This window comes from Paenibacillus sp. 4624 (assembly GCF_050435065.1).
Lineage (GTDB): Bacteria > Bacillota > Bacilli > Paenibacillales > Paenibacillaceae > Paenibacillus > Paenibacillus amylolyticus_D.
Genome location: NZ_JBNDJR010000001.1, coordinates 548,819 through 564,074, shown reverse-complemented (window position 1 = coordinate 564,074; position 15,256 = coordinate 548,819). Strand labels below are relative to the sequence as shown.

Sequence of the window (15,256 nt, the reverse complement as noted above, 5' to 3'; positions counted from 1 at the left end):
TTCATAACTCCTGTCTGCTCGTAATATTGATTAACCGGCTTCAGGTGACGTCGGTTTTGGTTTCTTGATCTCTTCCGGATACTCGATTCTGGAGTGGAAAATGCCCATCACCGTTTCCTTTAATGTTTTGGCCACGATATCTAGTTCACGCATCGTAAGGTCACAATCGTTAAACTGATGATCGTCCAGGCGACCTTTGATAATTTTTTCAATCATGGACTCTACCTGCTCTACGGTCGGCTTGCGCAGTGAGCGCACAGCCGCTTCTACACTATCCGCAATTCCCACTATAGCAGATTCCTTGGATTGAGCCTTCGGCCCAGGATAACGAAAATCTTCTTCCGTGAAATCCGGTTCAATCCCCGCTTCTTCCGCTTGACGCAGCGCCTTGTGGTAGAAGTAATGGAGGAATGTTGTACCGTGATGTTGTTCGGCAATATCCCGTATCGGCTTCGGCAACTTATAGTCTTTCTGCATCTCAACACCATCCCGCGCATGCGCAACGATAATGGACTTACTTAGTTTGGGATCAATCGAATCATGCGGATTCTCCATGTTGTTTTGGTTCTCAATAAAATAGATAGGCCGCTTGGTCTTCCCGATATCATGATAATACGACCCTACGCGACATAACAATCCATTAGCACCGATAGCCTCAGCGGCCGCTTCAGACAGATTGCCAACCATAACGCTATGATGATACGTACCCGGTGTCTCTGTAAGCAACTTGCGAAGTAATGGATGATTTGGATTCGAAAGCTCAACCAGTTTAAGCGCGGATAGAATGCCAAACGACGTTTCAAAAAACGGCATCAGCCCGATAACCAGAATAGCTGTGAGTACCCCGCCTGCAAAGGCGTATCCAATGCCATACAGCGTTGTTGTTCTGTTCCAATCGCCTGTGTCAATTAGAGCCAGTGTAAAGACAGCTAGAGATCCGAACAGACAGACCATGATAGCTCCTTTTAAGATGGTTGATCGCTGACTCGCTCGGTGCGTTGCAAAAATCGCTACAAACGAAACGACAACTGCAAAGAAGCCAAGTTCAAAGTCAAAAAGCTGACCCTGGTGTGTATTCAAAATAATACTGGACAGTATGCCGATAAGAATCGAGCACACAAATGCAAGCGATGTATCCAGTAGCAGCGCGATCAGCATCGCTCCAACAGCCACCGGTGCTAGAAAACCGATAAATGGACGTTCATTGGTCTGAATCAAGGCTGTCACATACATTACAACAATTGAAATAATAAAGATGAGAACAAGCATAAGCAGTTGGGCATTATTATATTTGAAATGTGTTCCACTGCCTTGCTGAATAAACATTAAAATCGCAGCCGACAGCATGCAGGAGAACAAAAGTAATCCCAGCTGCGGCCAGTAGTTGACTTCATTTTTCAGCAAATCATTCTCATTAAGCAGTGCATACATTTCCGGGGTAATGATCTCCCCTTTAGATACAAGGGGGTCGCCTTGCTTGATAAACACCGTCGGTGTATTTTCACGAGCTTGGACCTTTGCTTCCTTGGTACCCTCTTCATCATAGAAACGGTTAGCCGTTACCACCAATCGTGTAAGCTCCTGTACCACTTCACGCTGCGTACGTTTGCTAAGCGAACTTGCACTGACCATCTCTGCCACTTTCGCCCGCGCAGTGGTAGCCTCACTAACCTGGTCTGTCATCAATCTCGCTACAATGTCTCTTGCGACAGGTTTCATTTCCTGAATATCATCCGAAGTCAGACGTGAGATTTTGATATACGTTTCTTCAGGAATACGGTAACTTTGTTCCTGCACGACGTTTCGAATCTCTTCCAGCAACGTGTCGGAGTATGTACCAGTTTTCCGATTGTTATTGATATAGTTAGACACAAAGTCTTTCTGACGCTGCGGAATCTCATCCCGATAAATATCAATCTTATCCTGACTTGAGATCTGATCATCCTGATTCAAACGGTCGATGCGATCCAGTAGCGTTGTCATCAGGTTCTCATTACGCATCTGCACGATCTGATATATCGGCTGCACACGTTCGGCCGCTTCTTCCTGCGCTTTCAGTGTAGCCTTGTTATTCGGAATCTGCATTGGCGCAACAATGTCCACCTCACTGCGAGTACCTTCCTGAATGTCGTAGCGCTCAGGTAACAGTTTGGAAGAAAGACTCACGTAAAAGAGGATCACTAAAAACAAAAAGAGAAGATAGCGCGCCCACACGCTATACTTCCATCCTGTCGCTCTATTTTGAAAAGATTTGCCTTTTGACATTTCTTTCGAGGTCACTTTAGACAATCCCTTTCTATGCTTGATTTTCTGCGGCGTGGTTATAAGCCACAATGATTTTCTGGACGAGGGAGTGACGAACGACATCCTGCTCGGCGAAATGCACGAATCCAATTTCCTGAACTTCACCCAAGATCGTACTCGCTTCCACAAGTCCTGATTTTTTGCCGCGCGGTAAATCAATCTGTGTCACGTCTCCGGTAATGACCATTTTGGAACCAAATCCAAGACGGGTTAAAAACATTTTCATCTGTTCAGGCGTTGTGTTCTGTGCCTCATCCAGAATGATAAAGGAATCATCCAACGTACGACCACGCATATAGGCCAAGGGAGCGATTTCAATTAATCCTCGTTCTAGAGCCTTGGCCGTCTGTTCTTGTCCCATAACGTCGTATAGAGCGTCATACAGCGGTCTTAGGTACGGATCTACTTTCTCCTGCAGATCACCTGGCAGGAAACCCAGACTTTCGCCCGCTTCGACCGCAGGCCGTGTAAGCACGATGCGTTTGGCACTGCCCTCTTTAAGTGCGGCTACAGCCAGCACAACAGCCAGATACGTTTTACCGGTTCCGGCAGGACCAATCCCGAATACAATATCCCGTTTTTTAATCGTGGTTACGTAATGTTTCTGTCCAATCGTTTTTACACGAATCGGCTTACCACGGTATGTTGTCGTAATTTCACCTTTAAACAGATCCAGCAGCTGATCTGCACGCAAATCTTTAGCAAGCTCAATCGCATATTGGACATCTCTTTCAGTTAACACATATCCATTGCGGATCAATTGCAGTAATACATCAAACAGTTGTTCAAGTGATTCCACCTGTTGCACAGTACCAAAGATATTAATCTCTGCTTCGCGTGAAGCGATCTGGGCTGGAATCTCGGATTCAATCAGTTTCAGAAAAATATCTTGGGGTCCAAACAGAGATTGCCCCTCTCCCGCACTTTGGAGCGAGATTTGTATACTGCGTGTTTGCTCTGACAAATATCCTCATTCTCCTTGACTATGGACTAACGGAAGTTCTTCCGCGATGCTTTCTTCCACTTCAAATAATACTTTCATATAAACTTTACCATTCTCTTTCTTCTCATGCAAAATTTTTTCACTTAAAATTTTTGTACCTTTACCGTTTTTGGCTAAAATATCATTTCTTGCCCCTTCTAATCCTTTCGTTTTGGCCCAATCCACACCTTGCTCTTCCTGATGGAAATTCGTTTCCATATCCTTCTCCGTCATCCATCCCATCGGCAAGGTGAATGAACGCCAGGTCAGAGGTTTGTGATACGTATCCGTGTCATAAGAACTGAAGGGAGTTTTTCCGTACCCCCATAGTTGAATCGCCCAATCTCCAAGCACCACGTAAAATCGCTCTTTACTTTCCCCGGTCATCGTCTGATATTTCTGAATCAGGGGAACCTGTATATCATATTCCCGCCAAACCATCCCCCGGACTTCACCTTTGGCAACAATCGTTTTTGTATTTTCCTCATCACCCAGGATGCCCGAGATCAGCACTTGTCCTTTCTTCACACGTGTGTTCTTCTGTACTACGGGGCGTCCCTGTTCAGCATAGATCTGAGTGACCACCGCGTCGGATTTACTGATGAGATGTCTTGGATTCAGTAGAGGCTCGCGCTTAGGCTGTGCTGACTCAACGACCTGAATCGTAACCCTTGTCCCCTCTTTCGTTACGCCAATCCAGGTCACATCAGGCAGTGCCAGCGCGAGCTGTCTGGAGAGCTTGTCCTGACTTTTCATTCGGAACCCCCATTGAAAGGGGTAGATGCCTTCTTTTTTAGCTGCGGCCAACACTTCATCTGTCGGAATCGTTACATTTCCTTTCACTTCTACATTCCAGACCATGGACGATAGCGCAAATAGTGCCGCTACAAAGAACAGCATGCCCCCTACAAAAAACTTTCTGCGAAACAGACGAGCCAGAAAAAATGGAAAACCACTGCGGTGCATGATTTTCACTCTGCAGCCTGTCCCTTTTACAACAGGACGCAGTCTGAAAAAATGCGGAAGCAAAATGCTCATCTCCGCCTGGCGTCCATCCTGTGCACGTAGATCCCATACACTCAGTCTCTGCTCTGTTATCGTATTAATTAATGTCTCGATATCTCCGCCTGTAACTTTGATCCGCACGGCTCCACGCAATTTATACAGACTAGGCTGCTTCATCCGTTCCCCTCCACTCCATTCATATGAATATCCAGAATCGTACCTTCGATGGCTACTTCATCCGGCAAAATGTTACGTATGACCAAGGCGCTGCCTTTGATCTCCAATTGACCTTGTGACAGAGCCAGTACGATGCGATCCGGCGTGAAATGGATGACACCGCGATGATTCTCTATATACAGTTGCTTACTGCCGATCAGGGTTAACCGTGGCATATCATAAAGCACATCCTGCGGCAGATCCAGCACCTCACTGGTCCATCTGCGCAGCTTGCGGCTGATCCGGGTCATTCGAAGGTCTTCCCCCTTCCTCTACAGTTCAACTTATGCGCAAATTCAGGGAATTATGAAGAATTGGTGAGCAGTTACGTACATATTTTGCTGAAAATACAGGCGTACGAAAAAAGCCTTCTCTGGAGGCGTTGTGCTCCCCAGAAAAGGCTTCGTTCTATCTTGAAACGGACGATTCACTGATCGTCTTTTACTTTTACAACTTCCCTCTCGTTCCAAAAGGTTGCTTCGAACGAGGAGAACCCAGTACCTCTGCCCAAAGCACCCCCGTACGGATGTCCTCTTGACGAAGACGAGAAGGCATTGAATCCGTTGTATCTCCCTCTTCCGTACTTGAATTCGATACAGATGGAGAACTTGCTGAAGAAATGCGATTCAGTCTGTCCTGTATCATACGTTGTTGCTCTTCCATCAATCTCATCTGTTCATCCACCGAACTCCGCATGCTGTCCGGTGACTGGTCACCTCTAAAATCAACTTCTGGATAAGAAGAGGGTACTTGTTCAGAGTAAGGCTGATCATACCGCTCGTCGTAACACTCATCATAACGTTCATCGTCATAACGCTCATCATATTGCTCCTCATAACGGCGGTCATCCGGTCTGGATGACTGTTGCTGCGAAGAGTCATTTCCTGAGCGACGATTCGCATCTTCTCCGCCCCCAAATGTTGGCATTCCGTTACCGGGACGCTTCTGATTCGGGTTTGCAGACTTCCCAAGCTTTCCAAGGACTGAAAAGAGGGCAAAGGCAATAACCGCTACCACATACAGGTTGTTAAATATCCATTCGAATAGGCTCATATGCACTCACCGCCTATCTTCCGTTTTTGGAATCACCTTGATCGCTGGAATTCGAACCTTCAGCAGGTTTTCCCAAAGTGTTACGCATCTGAGTATCCGCTTCAATGTTTTTCAGGTTCATATAATCCATCACGCCAATTTTACCACTACGAAGCGCTTCGGACATAGCCAGTGGTACTTGGGACTCGGACTCAACGACACGCGCTCTCATCTCAACAACGCGGGCTTTCATCTCTTGTTCTTGAGCTACGGCCATTGCACGACGTTCTTCAGCTTTTGCTTGCGCGATGCGTTTATCCGCTTCAGCCTGCTCGGTTTGCAAGAAGGCACCGATGTTTTTACCTACGTCTACGTCCGCGATATCGATCGACAGGATTTCGAACGCAGTACCTGCATCCAAACCTTTGGACAATACAGTACGAGAGATCAAATCCGGATTTTCCAAGACATCTTTGTGAGAGTTCGAAGAACCGTTCGTACTTACAATACCTTCGCCGACACGGGCAATGATGGTTTCTTCACCAGCACCACCGACGAGGCGATCAATGTTGGCACGAACCGTAACTCGTGCTCTAACTTTAACTTCGATACCGTCTTTGGCAACGGCAGATACGATTGGTGTTTCAATAACACGCGGGTTTACACTCATTTGTACGGCTTGCAATACGTCACGGCCTGCGAGATCAATCGCAGCAGCACGTTCGAATTCGAGTGGAATGTTTGCACGCTGCGCAGCAATCAGGGCATTAACAACACGGTCAACGTTACCACCAGCCAGGAAGTGACTTTCCAGTTGGTTAATATTCAAGCCAAGGCCTGCTTTCGTTGCTTTGATCAACGGGTTAACGATTCGGCTTGGTGTTACACGTCTCAATCTCATCGCTACCAGCGTAATGATACCTACACGCACGCCGGATGCAATAGCCGAGATCCAGAGCATAACCGGGAAAAAGCTGAAAAATACGCTCAGTACGATAATAGCCAGTACCGCGATGAGCAAAATCGTAATCATTGGATCCATAGATTTAATTCCTCCGTTTGCAATATGTTTTTTGGTAAAAGAGAGCATCAGAACTGACGCTGATTAATCCGCTGCTGAAACATCACTCCACCCCATTGCCCGCAGGTTGGCAAAGGTTATGTACTTCGCCGAAGTGATATTCATCACTCCGGCAAACGCAGAATTACACCGGCAAAGCCTGTTGTACTACAATCCGGGAACCTTCCGCTTTGATGACAATTATGGGTGTATCCACAGGAATGAATGCACCATCTGTGACCACATCGACGCGTTCACCATCAAACATCGCCGTTCCTGCTGGACGAAGCGGTGTCAGACTGATGCCTTGCAAGCCGATCAGCTCTTTACGCTCTGCCGCCGAGGAGTATCCACGATCAGCTGATAACTTATCGCTTAATATGAATCGATTCCATATTCCTCGATCCTTGAAGACCACAGCGATAATCGCGATTACGACCAGCGCAGCTCCAAAGGCAATACCCAGGGACACAAACGCATCACTTGTGTCGTAAGCCGCCCTGACAACCCCGGCCACCAGCGCAATGGATCCCAAAATGCCCAGAATACCAAAGCTCGGGATAAACATCTCCAGTATCATCATGACAAGCCCGACCGTAAATAATACCCATGTCTCCGCCCCTGCAAACCCCGCAATGTAGTTTCCAGAGAAATAAAGCACAAAACATATAATTCCGACAATTCCCGGAACGCCAAATCCAGGCACAATCAGTTCAATAATGACACCGGCAATACCAAGAAACAACAGTATGGTCATCACAATTGGATTGGTCAAGAAGGTAGAAATATTCTCTGCTGCAGTGCGTTCTAGCTTGAACACATTTTCTTGACTGTAACCAAGCCATTCCGCTGCTTCCTCAGGTGTGTTGCTGATGTGGTCCGCATAACCCACTTTCAGCGCATCCTCCGCGGAAAGAGCGATAATTTCACCTTTTTGTTTGGTTTTATTGATCTCTGGCATTTCTACCACCATATTGACGTCGGCCATGCCTGCCGCAATATCACCATCCCGGCCGCTCTTTTGGGCAGCGCCCTCCATTTTACTCGTCCAGTATGCAACCAGCTTGGGATCGTCAACATGTTTGCCTGTGCTGTCCACCATAGCTGCAGCACCAATCATGCTTCCTGGTGACATTACGATCTTATCTGCATTCAGCGCAAGAAAACTCCCTGCCGATGCAGCATCGCCACGAACAAATGCCAACGTTTCAATAGGGCTGTCTTTAATCATCGTGCCCAGCGCATCTGCAGTATCCACACGGCCTCCCGGCGTATTGATATCAAGAATGATCAAGCCAGCATTCATTTTCTCTGCTTCCTTGAACCCGCGCTCCATGAATTTGCCTAATCCCTGCTCGATTGGTTTATCCACCGGAATAACGTATACGGCGCCGCTTTTCTCAGCTGCATGCGCTGAAGGTATTCCAATCCAGACAGGAAGTAAAAGCGTCAGCAGCATCAAGAGCATCATTGACCCCGTAAGCTTCTTCCGGCGCTTTCCCCTCACATTAGTCCCCCCTTTTCCAATAATGTTATACTGTCCAGCTTATGGTATTTATTACGTACAATGCAACATTACGTTTCAAAAACTTAAAATTATATTTGAATATTCCGGCAAATGCAAGAAATATATATCCATAATCAAGTTTATAATCCATTTTTTATAAGTTTCAAGTGTTTTCGCTGAGTAGAGAGTAAGACACGCCATAATAAGTGCTGCTAATCAAGCTTATGTGATCTTTTATATGCCAGCTTGTTTGCAAACAGTGCGCTCAAAGAAGCTTTTCCGCATTCTCATATGGAGATGAGGTATGGATCGGAGTAGAGTATCGAATAAATCATGAAAAAACACCCCCTGACAAGTCAGGGGGTGTTTATTGAATTTGCTTTATTGCAGAAATTGTTGAACTGCTTGATTAACCAGTTTGCCGTCCGCTTTGCCTTTAACTTTCGGCATAAGGGCCGCCATCACTTTCCCCATCTCGGCTTTCGAAGAAGCACCGGTTTCCTGGATGGTCTGCTGTACAATTACTTTAATTTCTTCTTCGGTAAGCTGTGCAGGAAGATACTGGATAAGTATTTCAATTTCCGCTTCGGCATTTGCCGCGAGTTCTTCGCGACCTGCTTTGCCAAATTCTTGGAGGGCATCTTTGCGCTGTTTGATTTCACGACTCAGGATATCAAGCACTTCGTTGTCATCCAAATCTCTTTTCAAATCTATTTCAAGATTCTTGATCGTCGAACGAATCAACCGAATGGTGGAGAGTCTGAACTTGTCCTTACTCTTCATCGCTTGCTTCATATCTTCGTTCAATCGTTCGCTAAGATTCATGTAGTTAAAATCCTCCTAAAACTTTCTCTTACGAGCAGCCTCGGACTTTTTCTTGCGCTTTACGCTTGGCTTCTCATAATGCTTACGTTTCTTCACCTCAGCCAATACGCCATCTTTAGCGATGGAACGTTTAAAGCGACGAAGTGCAGCATCAATAGTCTCGTTTTTGCGAACTTTAGTTTCAGACACCAGTTTTCCCTCCCTCCGACCAGACCGTCCAAGAGCAATAACACGGTTCATCATCTTTCATTATAGGCGAAAGGCAATAAAAGTGTCAACCTTAACGTGATCCCTTAATATTAGCTGAGCTGCAGCATTTTTTCAAGTGCAAAAACAAATTTACAACTTGAGTAACGTTATACGGCCCTCTTATCGGTGTGAATCAGACAGACTCGTGAGCGCACCCAACCTGGTTCCGCCCAGCACATGGTAATGCAAATGGTGCACGGTTTGCTCGCCATCCCTACCACAATTGTTAATCAAGCGGTATCCTGAATCCTGCACACCGAGCCGCTTGGCCGCTTCTTGTGCAGCCGCATGGATCTCCCCGATCAAGGGTAAATCTTCAGCGGTTACATCATTCATGGAAGCGATATGTTTCTTCGGCACGACCAGCACATGTGTTGGCGCCGCAGGCTGAATATCGTGAAATACGATTACATGATCGTTTTCCAGTACTTTGTTGGAGGGAATGGTGCCCTCTACAATTTTGCAAAATAAGCAATCCATCGTACAATCCCTCCTTCCTTTGAGTTCGAATTATGTATACCCCTATATCATACTAAAAGTAAAATCGTACGTCCAATGCTTGACATGGCAAATAACTCCTTCCCCCTGTGTGTTCATCTGTAAAAGAAAAAGTCACACCTGAAGGCAGGGTATCCCATGATCCCCTTGCCGAGGTATGACCGTGATTGAATTATGATTTCTTTGATACGAATGAAAGAGGATTTAAACCATTTTAATAGTACGGCAATAAGGTTAATGCCGTCAGGGCAAATAAAGGCAGAACCAGTCTGTTAAAGCGTCTGCGGCCATATCCATAATAAGGGTAAGGAGCAGGGTACCCGTATCCAGGATAAAATCCACGAGCAGGTGTGGCCGGATAATGAACCATAGGCATCATATTTGGAGCTGCATTTGCATGGCCTGCCATAACTTCATTACCAACTGGAACAGCCAAATAAATCATCTCATCATCCACATTCTCTACAATGCCATCATAATACGAACCATCATTCATCTGAATACATACATAACGATGGATATGATCCTTACACAGTTTCTTTGCCGTACCTTTATCCATGCCTAATCGCCTCCCAGTTCAGCTCTTCTTCACCCTTCATCCTATTCAACTCTGGGCGGATTGACACTGTGTTAAAGACGTTTTGAAAAAGAATGAAAAAAGAAGCCCCTCGTGAGCGGCCTTCCGAAGAAGTCCGGCTACCCGGACATCTATACAGGAAGCTTCCTGAACAGATGTCCGACGGGGGGCTTAAAACAAGTTTGTCGGCTTAGCTGTAGTATAACAGCGTGTTGAACCTGTATCTGTGATGAAACTCACTTGTTATCGCGTGATATAAAAAAAGAAATATTTTTACAAATACATCATTTTTGAACAGACTGGACTTATAAGCTTTCCATCACAACCCTGGAACCTGTACCCGCATCACCAGCCGGAATCACGACCAATTTGCGTTGCAAACGCGCACGCAGTTCAGGGACGTGACTGATGATGCCCACAGCCAGTCGATCGTCATGCAATTTTTCCAGTGAAGTAATGACCGTATCCAGCAGTTCCGGGTCCAATGTGCCAAACCCTTCATCCAGGAAGAAAAATTGAAGCGGATACTGCCCGCGCAGCTGAATCTGTGCGGATAGCGCCAGCGCCAGCGACAAAGAAGTCAAGAAGGTTTCTCCACCAGACAGGGTTGATACCGGACGTTTCACACCGCCGTTGGCATCGTCACAGATCACAAAGCCTCCGCCCGAATCCACCTCAAGGGAATACCTCTGCTTGGTGAGAAAACGCAGCCGCTGGGAAGCCGCATGACTTACCTGCATCAGCTGCTCTTCGGCAATGTACTCCACAAATGTATTCCCCCGGAACGCGGTCTGCAACTTGCTGAGCAACTCACCCTGGTGACTGATCTCCAGTCGTTTCGTCTCCAGCTCCGTCCAGCGAACATGACGTTGCTGCACATCCTCCAGATCCCGTTCGGCACGTGCTTTCACCTGCAAGGCAGTTTCATCCTCATATCTGGCCTGTTTCAAACGTTCTGTGCAAGCGATCCACTGTTCCTCGGTCACAACCGCACCATCTAGTTTTTGCTCCAGTTCACGTAGCTGAGAAGCAAGTTCACGCTCTCGTTCACGATGATGCTGAATTTCTTTCTGCAACCGTTCCGCTTCCTCGGCAGCCAGCGCTGCCTGTGTGACAGCGACATCTGTCTCGAACGCGGATGACTCCAAGAGCAGCCGCCAGCGCCCCTGTGCCAGCTCCAGATGTTCTGCTGCTGATGCGGCGGCCTGCCCAGCCATTACGTCACGTTTCACCGATTCCTGCTTCTGTGCATCCGCTTGTTTGAATCGCTCTGCAGCTAGCTCAGCAGTCTTGCGCAGTCCATCCAGGCGAGCCTGTGTCTCGCGGATTAGATCTTCTACCCGCTGCTCACCTACCCACTGGCGCAAACGTTCTTCTTTCTCGGCCAGTTGTTTGCTGCCGCCTTGCCATTCGGTCTGCCACTGAATAAGCTGCTTGTCCAATTCCACCAGCTTCTGCTGCAATGACTGGACAAGCTGCTCTTTCTCCTCAAGGAACGTCACGCTTTTGGCCAGACGTTCCTTGATGTCTTCGGCGCGTGCATCGCGCTCCTGCATCGCTTGATAGAGGCCAGCGGCCTCCTCCTGTGCGATGTCAGGCAGTTCCGCGGCCCAGCGGCCCTGCAACGCAGCCGCAGCGGCTTCGCTCTCGGCCAGCTTGCGCTCCGCCTGGACGAGCCCGGCACGGCCGGCCTCTTGCGCAGCTGCCGCTTCCATGCGGCGCTGCTGCGCGCCTGAAGCCGCCTGCTGCAACGCTGCGGCTTCTCCCTGCAGCGGCGCTGCTGCGGCAGCCAGCGCCTGCGCGGCTTCGCGCAGCGCAGCGGCACGCGCCGCCCAGCCCGCCGGAGATCGCCCATCCTCGGGCGATCCGGCAGGCTCGGGCTCCGCTGCCGCAGGCGCGGCCTCGGCTGCGGCCGTGGCATCGCCGGCCGCGGCGCCAAGCTGCGTCAGCAGGCTGCGACGTTCGTGCAGCTGCTGGCGCAGCCCAAAGCGCAGCTCCTGCAGCTCCGCGTGCAGGCTGCGCAGCAGTTCCAGGTCCGCATCGTCTGCGTGCGGACCATCTCCCGGCGGGGCACCCGGGAGCGGGTGGTGTGCGGAGCCGCACACCGGGCATGGCTCGCCGTCCCGCAGTTCGGCGCGCAAGGCAGCGGACAGCCGGTGCATCTCCTGCTCACGCATCGAACGGCGTAGCTGCTCCTCCGCACGGGCCAGCAAGCGCTGTTCGCTGTTAATATCCTGCTCACAGGCAAGCAATGCCTCAAGACCTGCTGACGCCTGTTCCACCAATTGCTGGCGCTGTTCGGTCAGGCGTCCCTCTTCCGCAGCCGCCGCCTCCAGTTTGGCAGCCCCTTGTTCTGCAGACTGTTGATAGGTCTGCATGTCCGCTTTATGCTGTTTCACCTGCTCGAATGCTGTATCGATCCGATGTTTCAGCTCAAGTGATGTTTGTAGCCGTCTGCGCTCATCAGACTTCACTTCATTCGGTTTGAGACTTTCCTGCAATTCCTCACGACGTTTGCGTCCACGCATTTGCAGTTCCTGCTCTTTATCCAGCTGTTGTCTCAGCGTTGCCTGTTCGGCCTGCCCTTTCTCCATCAACTGCGCAAGCCGTGAACAATCCGCCTGCAAAACATCACGTTCCCGTTGCAGCTCTTTGGCCTGTTCCAATTGATCCAGACGCAGGAGCAGTTTGGGCTCTTCTGCTCCAAGCTGTTGCCTTGCCTCTTCTGCCTTTTCAGCTTCCTGCACAGCCAAACGTTCATGCTCCGCTGCCTGTTTCCCAGCAGTTTCTGCCTCCAACTGTCGCTGCTGGTGGGCTTCTGACGCGTCCCGAGCTGACTGAAGCGCAGGTAGCATCTTCTCGGCTGCTCCCGACCGTTTCAAACGCTCCTCATCGGCTTCAATCTGTTCCGCCTTGGCATGGAGTTGTTGCTGTTCTTGCAATCGCACTTGTTGTTCCTTACTCAGCTCACGAATTCGGCCGAATTGTTCTGCTTCCTTCACCGCCGAATCCAGCTCTTTCCGTGAGGATTCGGCGTGCTGAACCGCTGCCTTAAGCAAATGTTTTGTTTCTTCAAGTATTTCTTTACTGGCATTGCCAAGTCCCTGCTGCTCCGCAGCAAGGGATTGATGAGCCATATCATTATCTTTGACCCGCCGACTTAATTTAATGGCGAGTTGATCCCCATACTTCTCCAGATGAAAGAGACGTTGCAGCATCTGCCTCCGCTCACTGCCTTTCAGGGAAAGGAACTCGGCAAATTTCCCTTGCGGTAATACTACGGCTCTCGTAAAATCATCCATTTTCAGACCAATGACGTCTTCAACGCACCGATTGACTTCTGCCAGCTTATCAGCAAGCACTTGATCTTCCCCATCAATCGTTTCAATAAACTTGCTGACCGTATTGCTAACGGACACTTCATTGTTACGCTTAAAACGCCGTTCGACCCGAAATCTACGAGTTCCCGCTGCCGAAGCAAGCTCAAATGTAAAAGCAACCGATAGCGAATCTTCAGCATGGTTCATAATGCCTTGTGTACCATTGACTGCCCGTTCCACCTTGCCATACATGGCAAGGGTGATCGCATCAAGCAAAGAAGATTTTCCGCTACCGGTAGGCCCGAAAATACCAAACAAACCTGTTTCGGTCAGTACCGTAAAATCAATCTCCTGCATCTCACGATAACTTTGTAGCCCGGCGACTTTCAATAAAATCGGTCTCATCGGCCTTCGACCTCCTCACGTACGCCTGGCTCATCTTCATCGACCAGCTCCAGGAAAAGCTGTACCAGACTATCTTCTGGTAGGGCTCCACCCGTTTGGCGCTGGTAAAACTTGCGAAAAAGTTCATGCACAGGCAGTTCTGAACGCTGTTCTATGAACCCTGCGGCCTCCATCTCCGGATATACTGGACGAATATGGATAATGCCCTCATGAGCTTTACGCAACTGCTGAATCTCTTTTAGAGACATTGCATCCTCCAACCAGACCTCCATATCAATGTATGCCTGTGAGTCACGCCCCTCATCCAGCCAACGGTACACTTCTGCCAGACCACCTCTCGCCTTCCAACGAACAAGTGGGTTGCCTGAGGTAAGCAATACTTCTTCTACTTGTGCAACTCCGCCTGGCGTAAGATCAACCATTGTAACGGATTTGCTCTGCCCTGCTTCCGAGAAGCTGTACGCCAGGGGAGAACCACTATACCGAATCACACCGTCTCCTTTGACGGCTTGCGCACGATGGAGATGTCCCAGAGCCGTGTATTGAGCACCAGTAGACAGGGAAGAAGGGTCTACGGTGTACGCTCCCCCCACCTGGATAGGCCGTTCAGAATCGCTCTCTACTCCGCCTAGTACATATATATGACTCATAGCGAGATTCACTGTATCCGGACGAAAGGAAGAAGCCAAACGTTGCATTAACATCCCTACTCTGCGGCTGTATGCTTGACGTAGTACATTTTCGTCACCATCTGTAGTTAACAGCTCATTTAATCTCGCTTCTGATGGATAGGGCAAAGCCGCAATATGTGCTGTCTCCCCGGTTCGACGAGTATGAATAGTCACAGCCTCTGACACTGGTGTACCTACTAACGTAATTCCTTGTCTGTTCACAAGCGGAGTTACCGAGGCTACACGTTCGGGTTGATCGTGGTTGCCTGCAATGACAACAAGTGGCCTGCCGTTTTCAGTCAAACGTGCTGCCGCCTCATAAAACAGCTGTTCCGCCGACGCAGGCGGATTTACCGAATCGTACACATCTCCAGCCATCAAAATGGCATCGGCCTGCTGATCGTCGGCTAGTTTGACGAGTTCATCGACGAAATCCTCCTGTTCACGAAGCCGGCTTCGTCCCTCCAGCGTTTTCCCCAGATGCCAGTCTCCCGTATGCAAGATACGCATCGTCCGCTCCACCTCTTTCCACTACATCTTCTATCATTCCATCTCTCGCCCGTCGCTCATTGAACAAGAGGTATTCAAAACACAAAAACTCTCTA

General features: G+C 48.9%; 13 protein-coding genes. All 13 read right to left on the bottom strand.

Translation table 11 applies throughout. The annotated features are described in order from the left end of the window. Window positions 1–30: 30 nt before the first annotated feature. Window positions 31–2,280 carry an HD family phosphohydrolase gene (locus tag ABIE27_RS02530; RefSeq protein WP_123062568.1) on the bottom strand — a complete coding sequence of 750 codons (2,250 nt, stop codon included), beginning with the start codon at window positions 2,278–2,280 and terminating at the stop codon, window positions 31–33. Between the two features lie 16 nt (window positions 2,281–2,296). Next, window positions 2,297–3,268, bottom strand: a complete 972-nt coding sequence (locus tag ABIE27_RS02525; protein WP_090914740.1) for a PhoH family protein — start codon at window positions 3,266–3,268, stop codon at window positions 2,297–2,299. A gap of 6 nt (window positions 3,269–3,274) precedes the next feature. Then, window positions 3,275–4,468 carry a sporulation protein YqfD gene (gene yqfD, locus ABIE27_RS02520; protein WP_123062570.1) on the bottom strand — a complete coding sequence of 398 codons (1,194 nt, stop codon included), beginning with the start codon at window positions 4,466–4,468 and terminating at the stop codon, window positions 3,275–3,277. Further along, window positions 4,465–4,758, bottom strand: coding sequence for a sporulation protein YqfC (yqfC, locus tag ABIE27_RS02515; RefSeq protein ID WP_123062571.1), 294 nt, complete (start codon window positions 4,756–4,758; stop codon window positions 4,465–4,467). Before yqfC ends, yqfD begins: the two co-directional genes overlap by 4 nt. Window positions 4,759–4,954: 196 nt before the next feature. Continuing rightward, a complete protein-coding gene (locus ABIE27_RS02510; protein ID WP_429349859.1) occupies window positions 4,955–5,560 on the bottom strand; it encodes a hypothetical protein in 606 nt (201 codons plus the stop codon). A gap of 13 nt (window positions 5,561–5,573) precedes the next feature. Continuing rightward, window positions 5,574–6,581 (bottom strand): flotillin-like protein FloA, encoded by a 1,008-nt coding sequence (gene floA, locus ABIE27_RS02505; protein ID WP_123062573.1) that lies wholly within the window; start codon window positions 6,579–6,581, stop codon window positions 5,574–5,576. A gap of 163 nt (window positions 6,582–6,744) precedes the next feature. Continuing rightward, window positions 6,745–8,070, bottom strand: a complete 1,326-nt coding sequence (locus tag ABIE27_RS02500) for an NfeD family protein (RefSeq protein ID WP_429349983.1) — start codon at window positions 8,068–8,070, stop codon at window positions 6,745–6,747. A 417-nt stretch (window positions 8,071–8,487) separates the two neighbouring features. Next, a complete protein-coding gene (locus tag ABIE27_RS02495; protein WP_090914751.1) occupies window positions 8,488–8,931 on the bottom strand; it encodes a GatB/YqeY domain-containing protein in 444 nt (147 codons plus the stop codon). Between the two features lie 15 nt (window positions 8,932–8,946). After that, window positions 8,947–9,120 (bottom strand): 30S ribosomal protein S21, encoded by a 174-nt coding sequence (rpsU, locus tag ABIE27_RS02490; protein ID WP_005547957.1) that lies wholly within the window; start codon window positions 9,118–9,120, stop codon window positions 8,947–8,949. A 180-nt stretch (window positions 9,121–9,300) separates the two neighbouring features. Continuing rightward, the gene (locus ABIE27_RS02485; RefSeq protein ID WP_123062574.1) at window positions 9,301–9,660 is read right to left on the bottom strand and encodes a histidine triad nucleotide-binding protein; all 360 of its coding nucleotides are present in this window, start codon (window positions 9,658–9,660) and stop codon (window positions 9,301–9,303) included. A gap of 232 nt (window positions 9,661–9,892) precedes the next feature. After that, window positions 9,893–10,237, bottom strand: coding sequence for a hypothetical protein (locus ABIE27_RS02480; RefSeq protein WP_123062575.1), 345 nt, complete (start codon window positions 10,235–10,237; stop codon window positions 9,893–9,895). A 323-nt stretch (window positions 10,238–10,560) separates the two neighbouring features. Beyond that, on the bottom strand, window positions 10,561–13,980 hold the full coding sequence (locus ABIE27_RS02475; protein ID WP_429349858.1) for an SbcC/MukB-like Walker B domain-containing protein: 3,420 nt from the start codon (window positions 13,978–13,980) through the stop codon (window positions 10,561–10,563). Continuing rightward, entirely contained in the window at window positions 13,977–15,161 is a 1,185-nt protein-coding gene (locus tag ABIE27_RS02470; protein ID WP_123062577.1) for an exonuclease SbcCD subunit D, read from the bottom strand. Before ABIE27_RS02470 ends, ABIE27_RS02475 begins: the two co-directional genes overlap by 4 nt. Window positions 15,162–15,256: the final 95 nt, after the last annotated feature.

What these genes read in the sequence shown, in the direction of transcription:
- yqfD (WP_123062570.1), bottom strand. Translation starts at nt 4,468, where the DNA reads ATGAAGCAGCCTAGTCTGTATAAATTGCGTGGAGCCGTGCGGATCAAA.
- yqfC (WP_123062571.1), bottom strand. Translation starts at nt 4,758, where the DNA reads ATGACCCGGATCAGCCGCAAGCTGCGCAGATGGACCAGTGAGGTGCTG.
- ABIE27_RS02510 (WP_429349859.1), bottom strand. Translation starts at nt 5,560, where the DNA reads ATGAGCCTATTCGAATGGATATTTAACAACCTGTATGTGGTAGCGGTT.
- floA (WP_123062573.1), bottom strand. Translation starts at nt 6,581, where the DNA reads ATGGATCCAATGATTACGATTTTGCTCATCGCGGTACTGGCTATTATC.
- ABIE27_RS02500 (WP_429349983.1), bottom strand. Translation starts at nt 8,070, where the DNA reads ATGATGCTCTTGATGCTGCTGACGCTTTTACTTCCTGTCTGGATTGGA.
- ABIE27_RS02495 (WP_090914751.1), bottom strand. Translation starts at nt 8,931, where the DNA reads ATGAATCTTAGCGAACGATTGAACGAAGATATGAAGCAAGCGATGAAG.
- ABIE27_RS02485 (WP_123062574.1), bottom strand. Translation starts at nt 9,660, where the DNA reads ATGGATTGCTTATTTTGCAAAATTGTAGAGGGCACCATTCCCTCCAAC.
- ABIE27_RS02480 (WP_123062575.1), bottom strand. Translation starts at nt 10,237, where the DNA reads ATGGATAAAGGTACGGCAAAGAAACTGTGTAAGGATCATATCCATCGT.
- ABIE27_RS02475 (WP_429349858.1), bottom strand. Translation starts at nt 13,980, where the DNA reads ATGAGACCGATTTTATTGAAAGTCGCCGGGCTACAAAGTTATCGTGAG.
- ABIE27_RS02470 (WP_123062577.1), bottom strand. Translation starts at nt 15,161, where the DNA reads ATGCGTATCTTGCATACGGGAGACTGGCATCTGGGGAAAACGCTGGAG.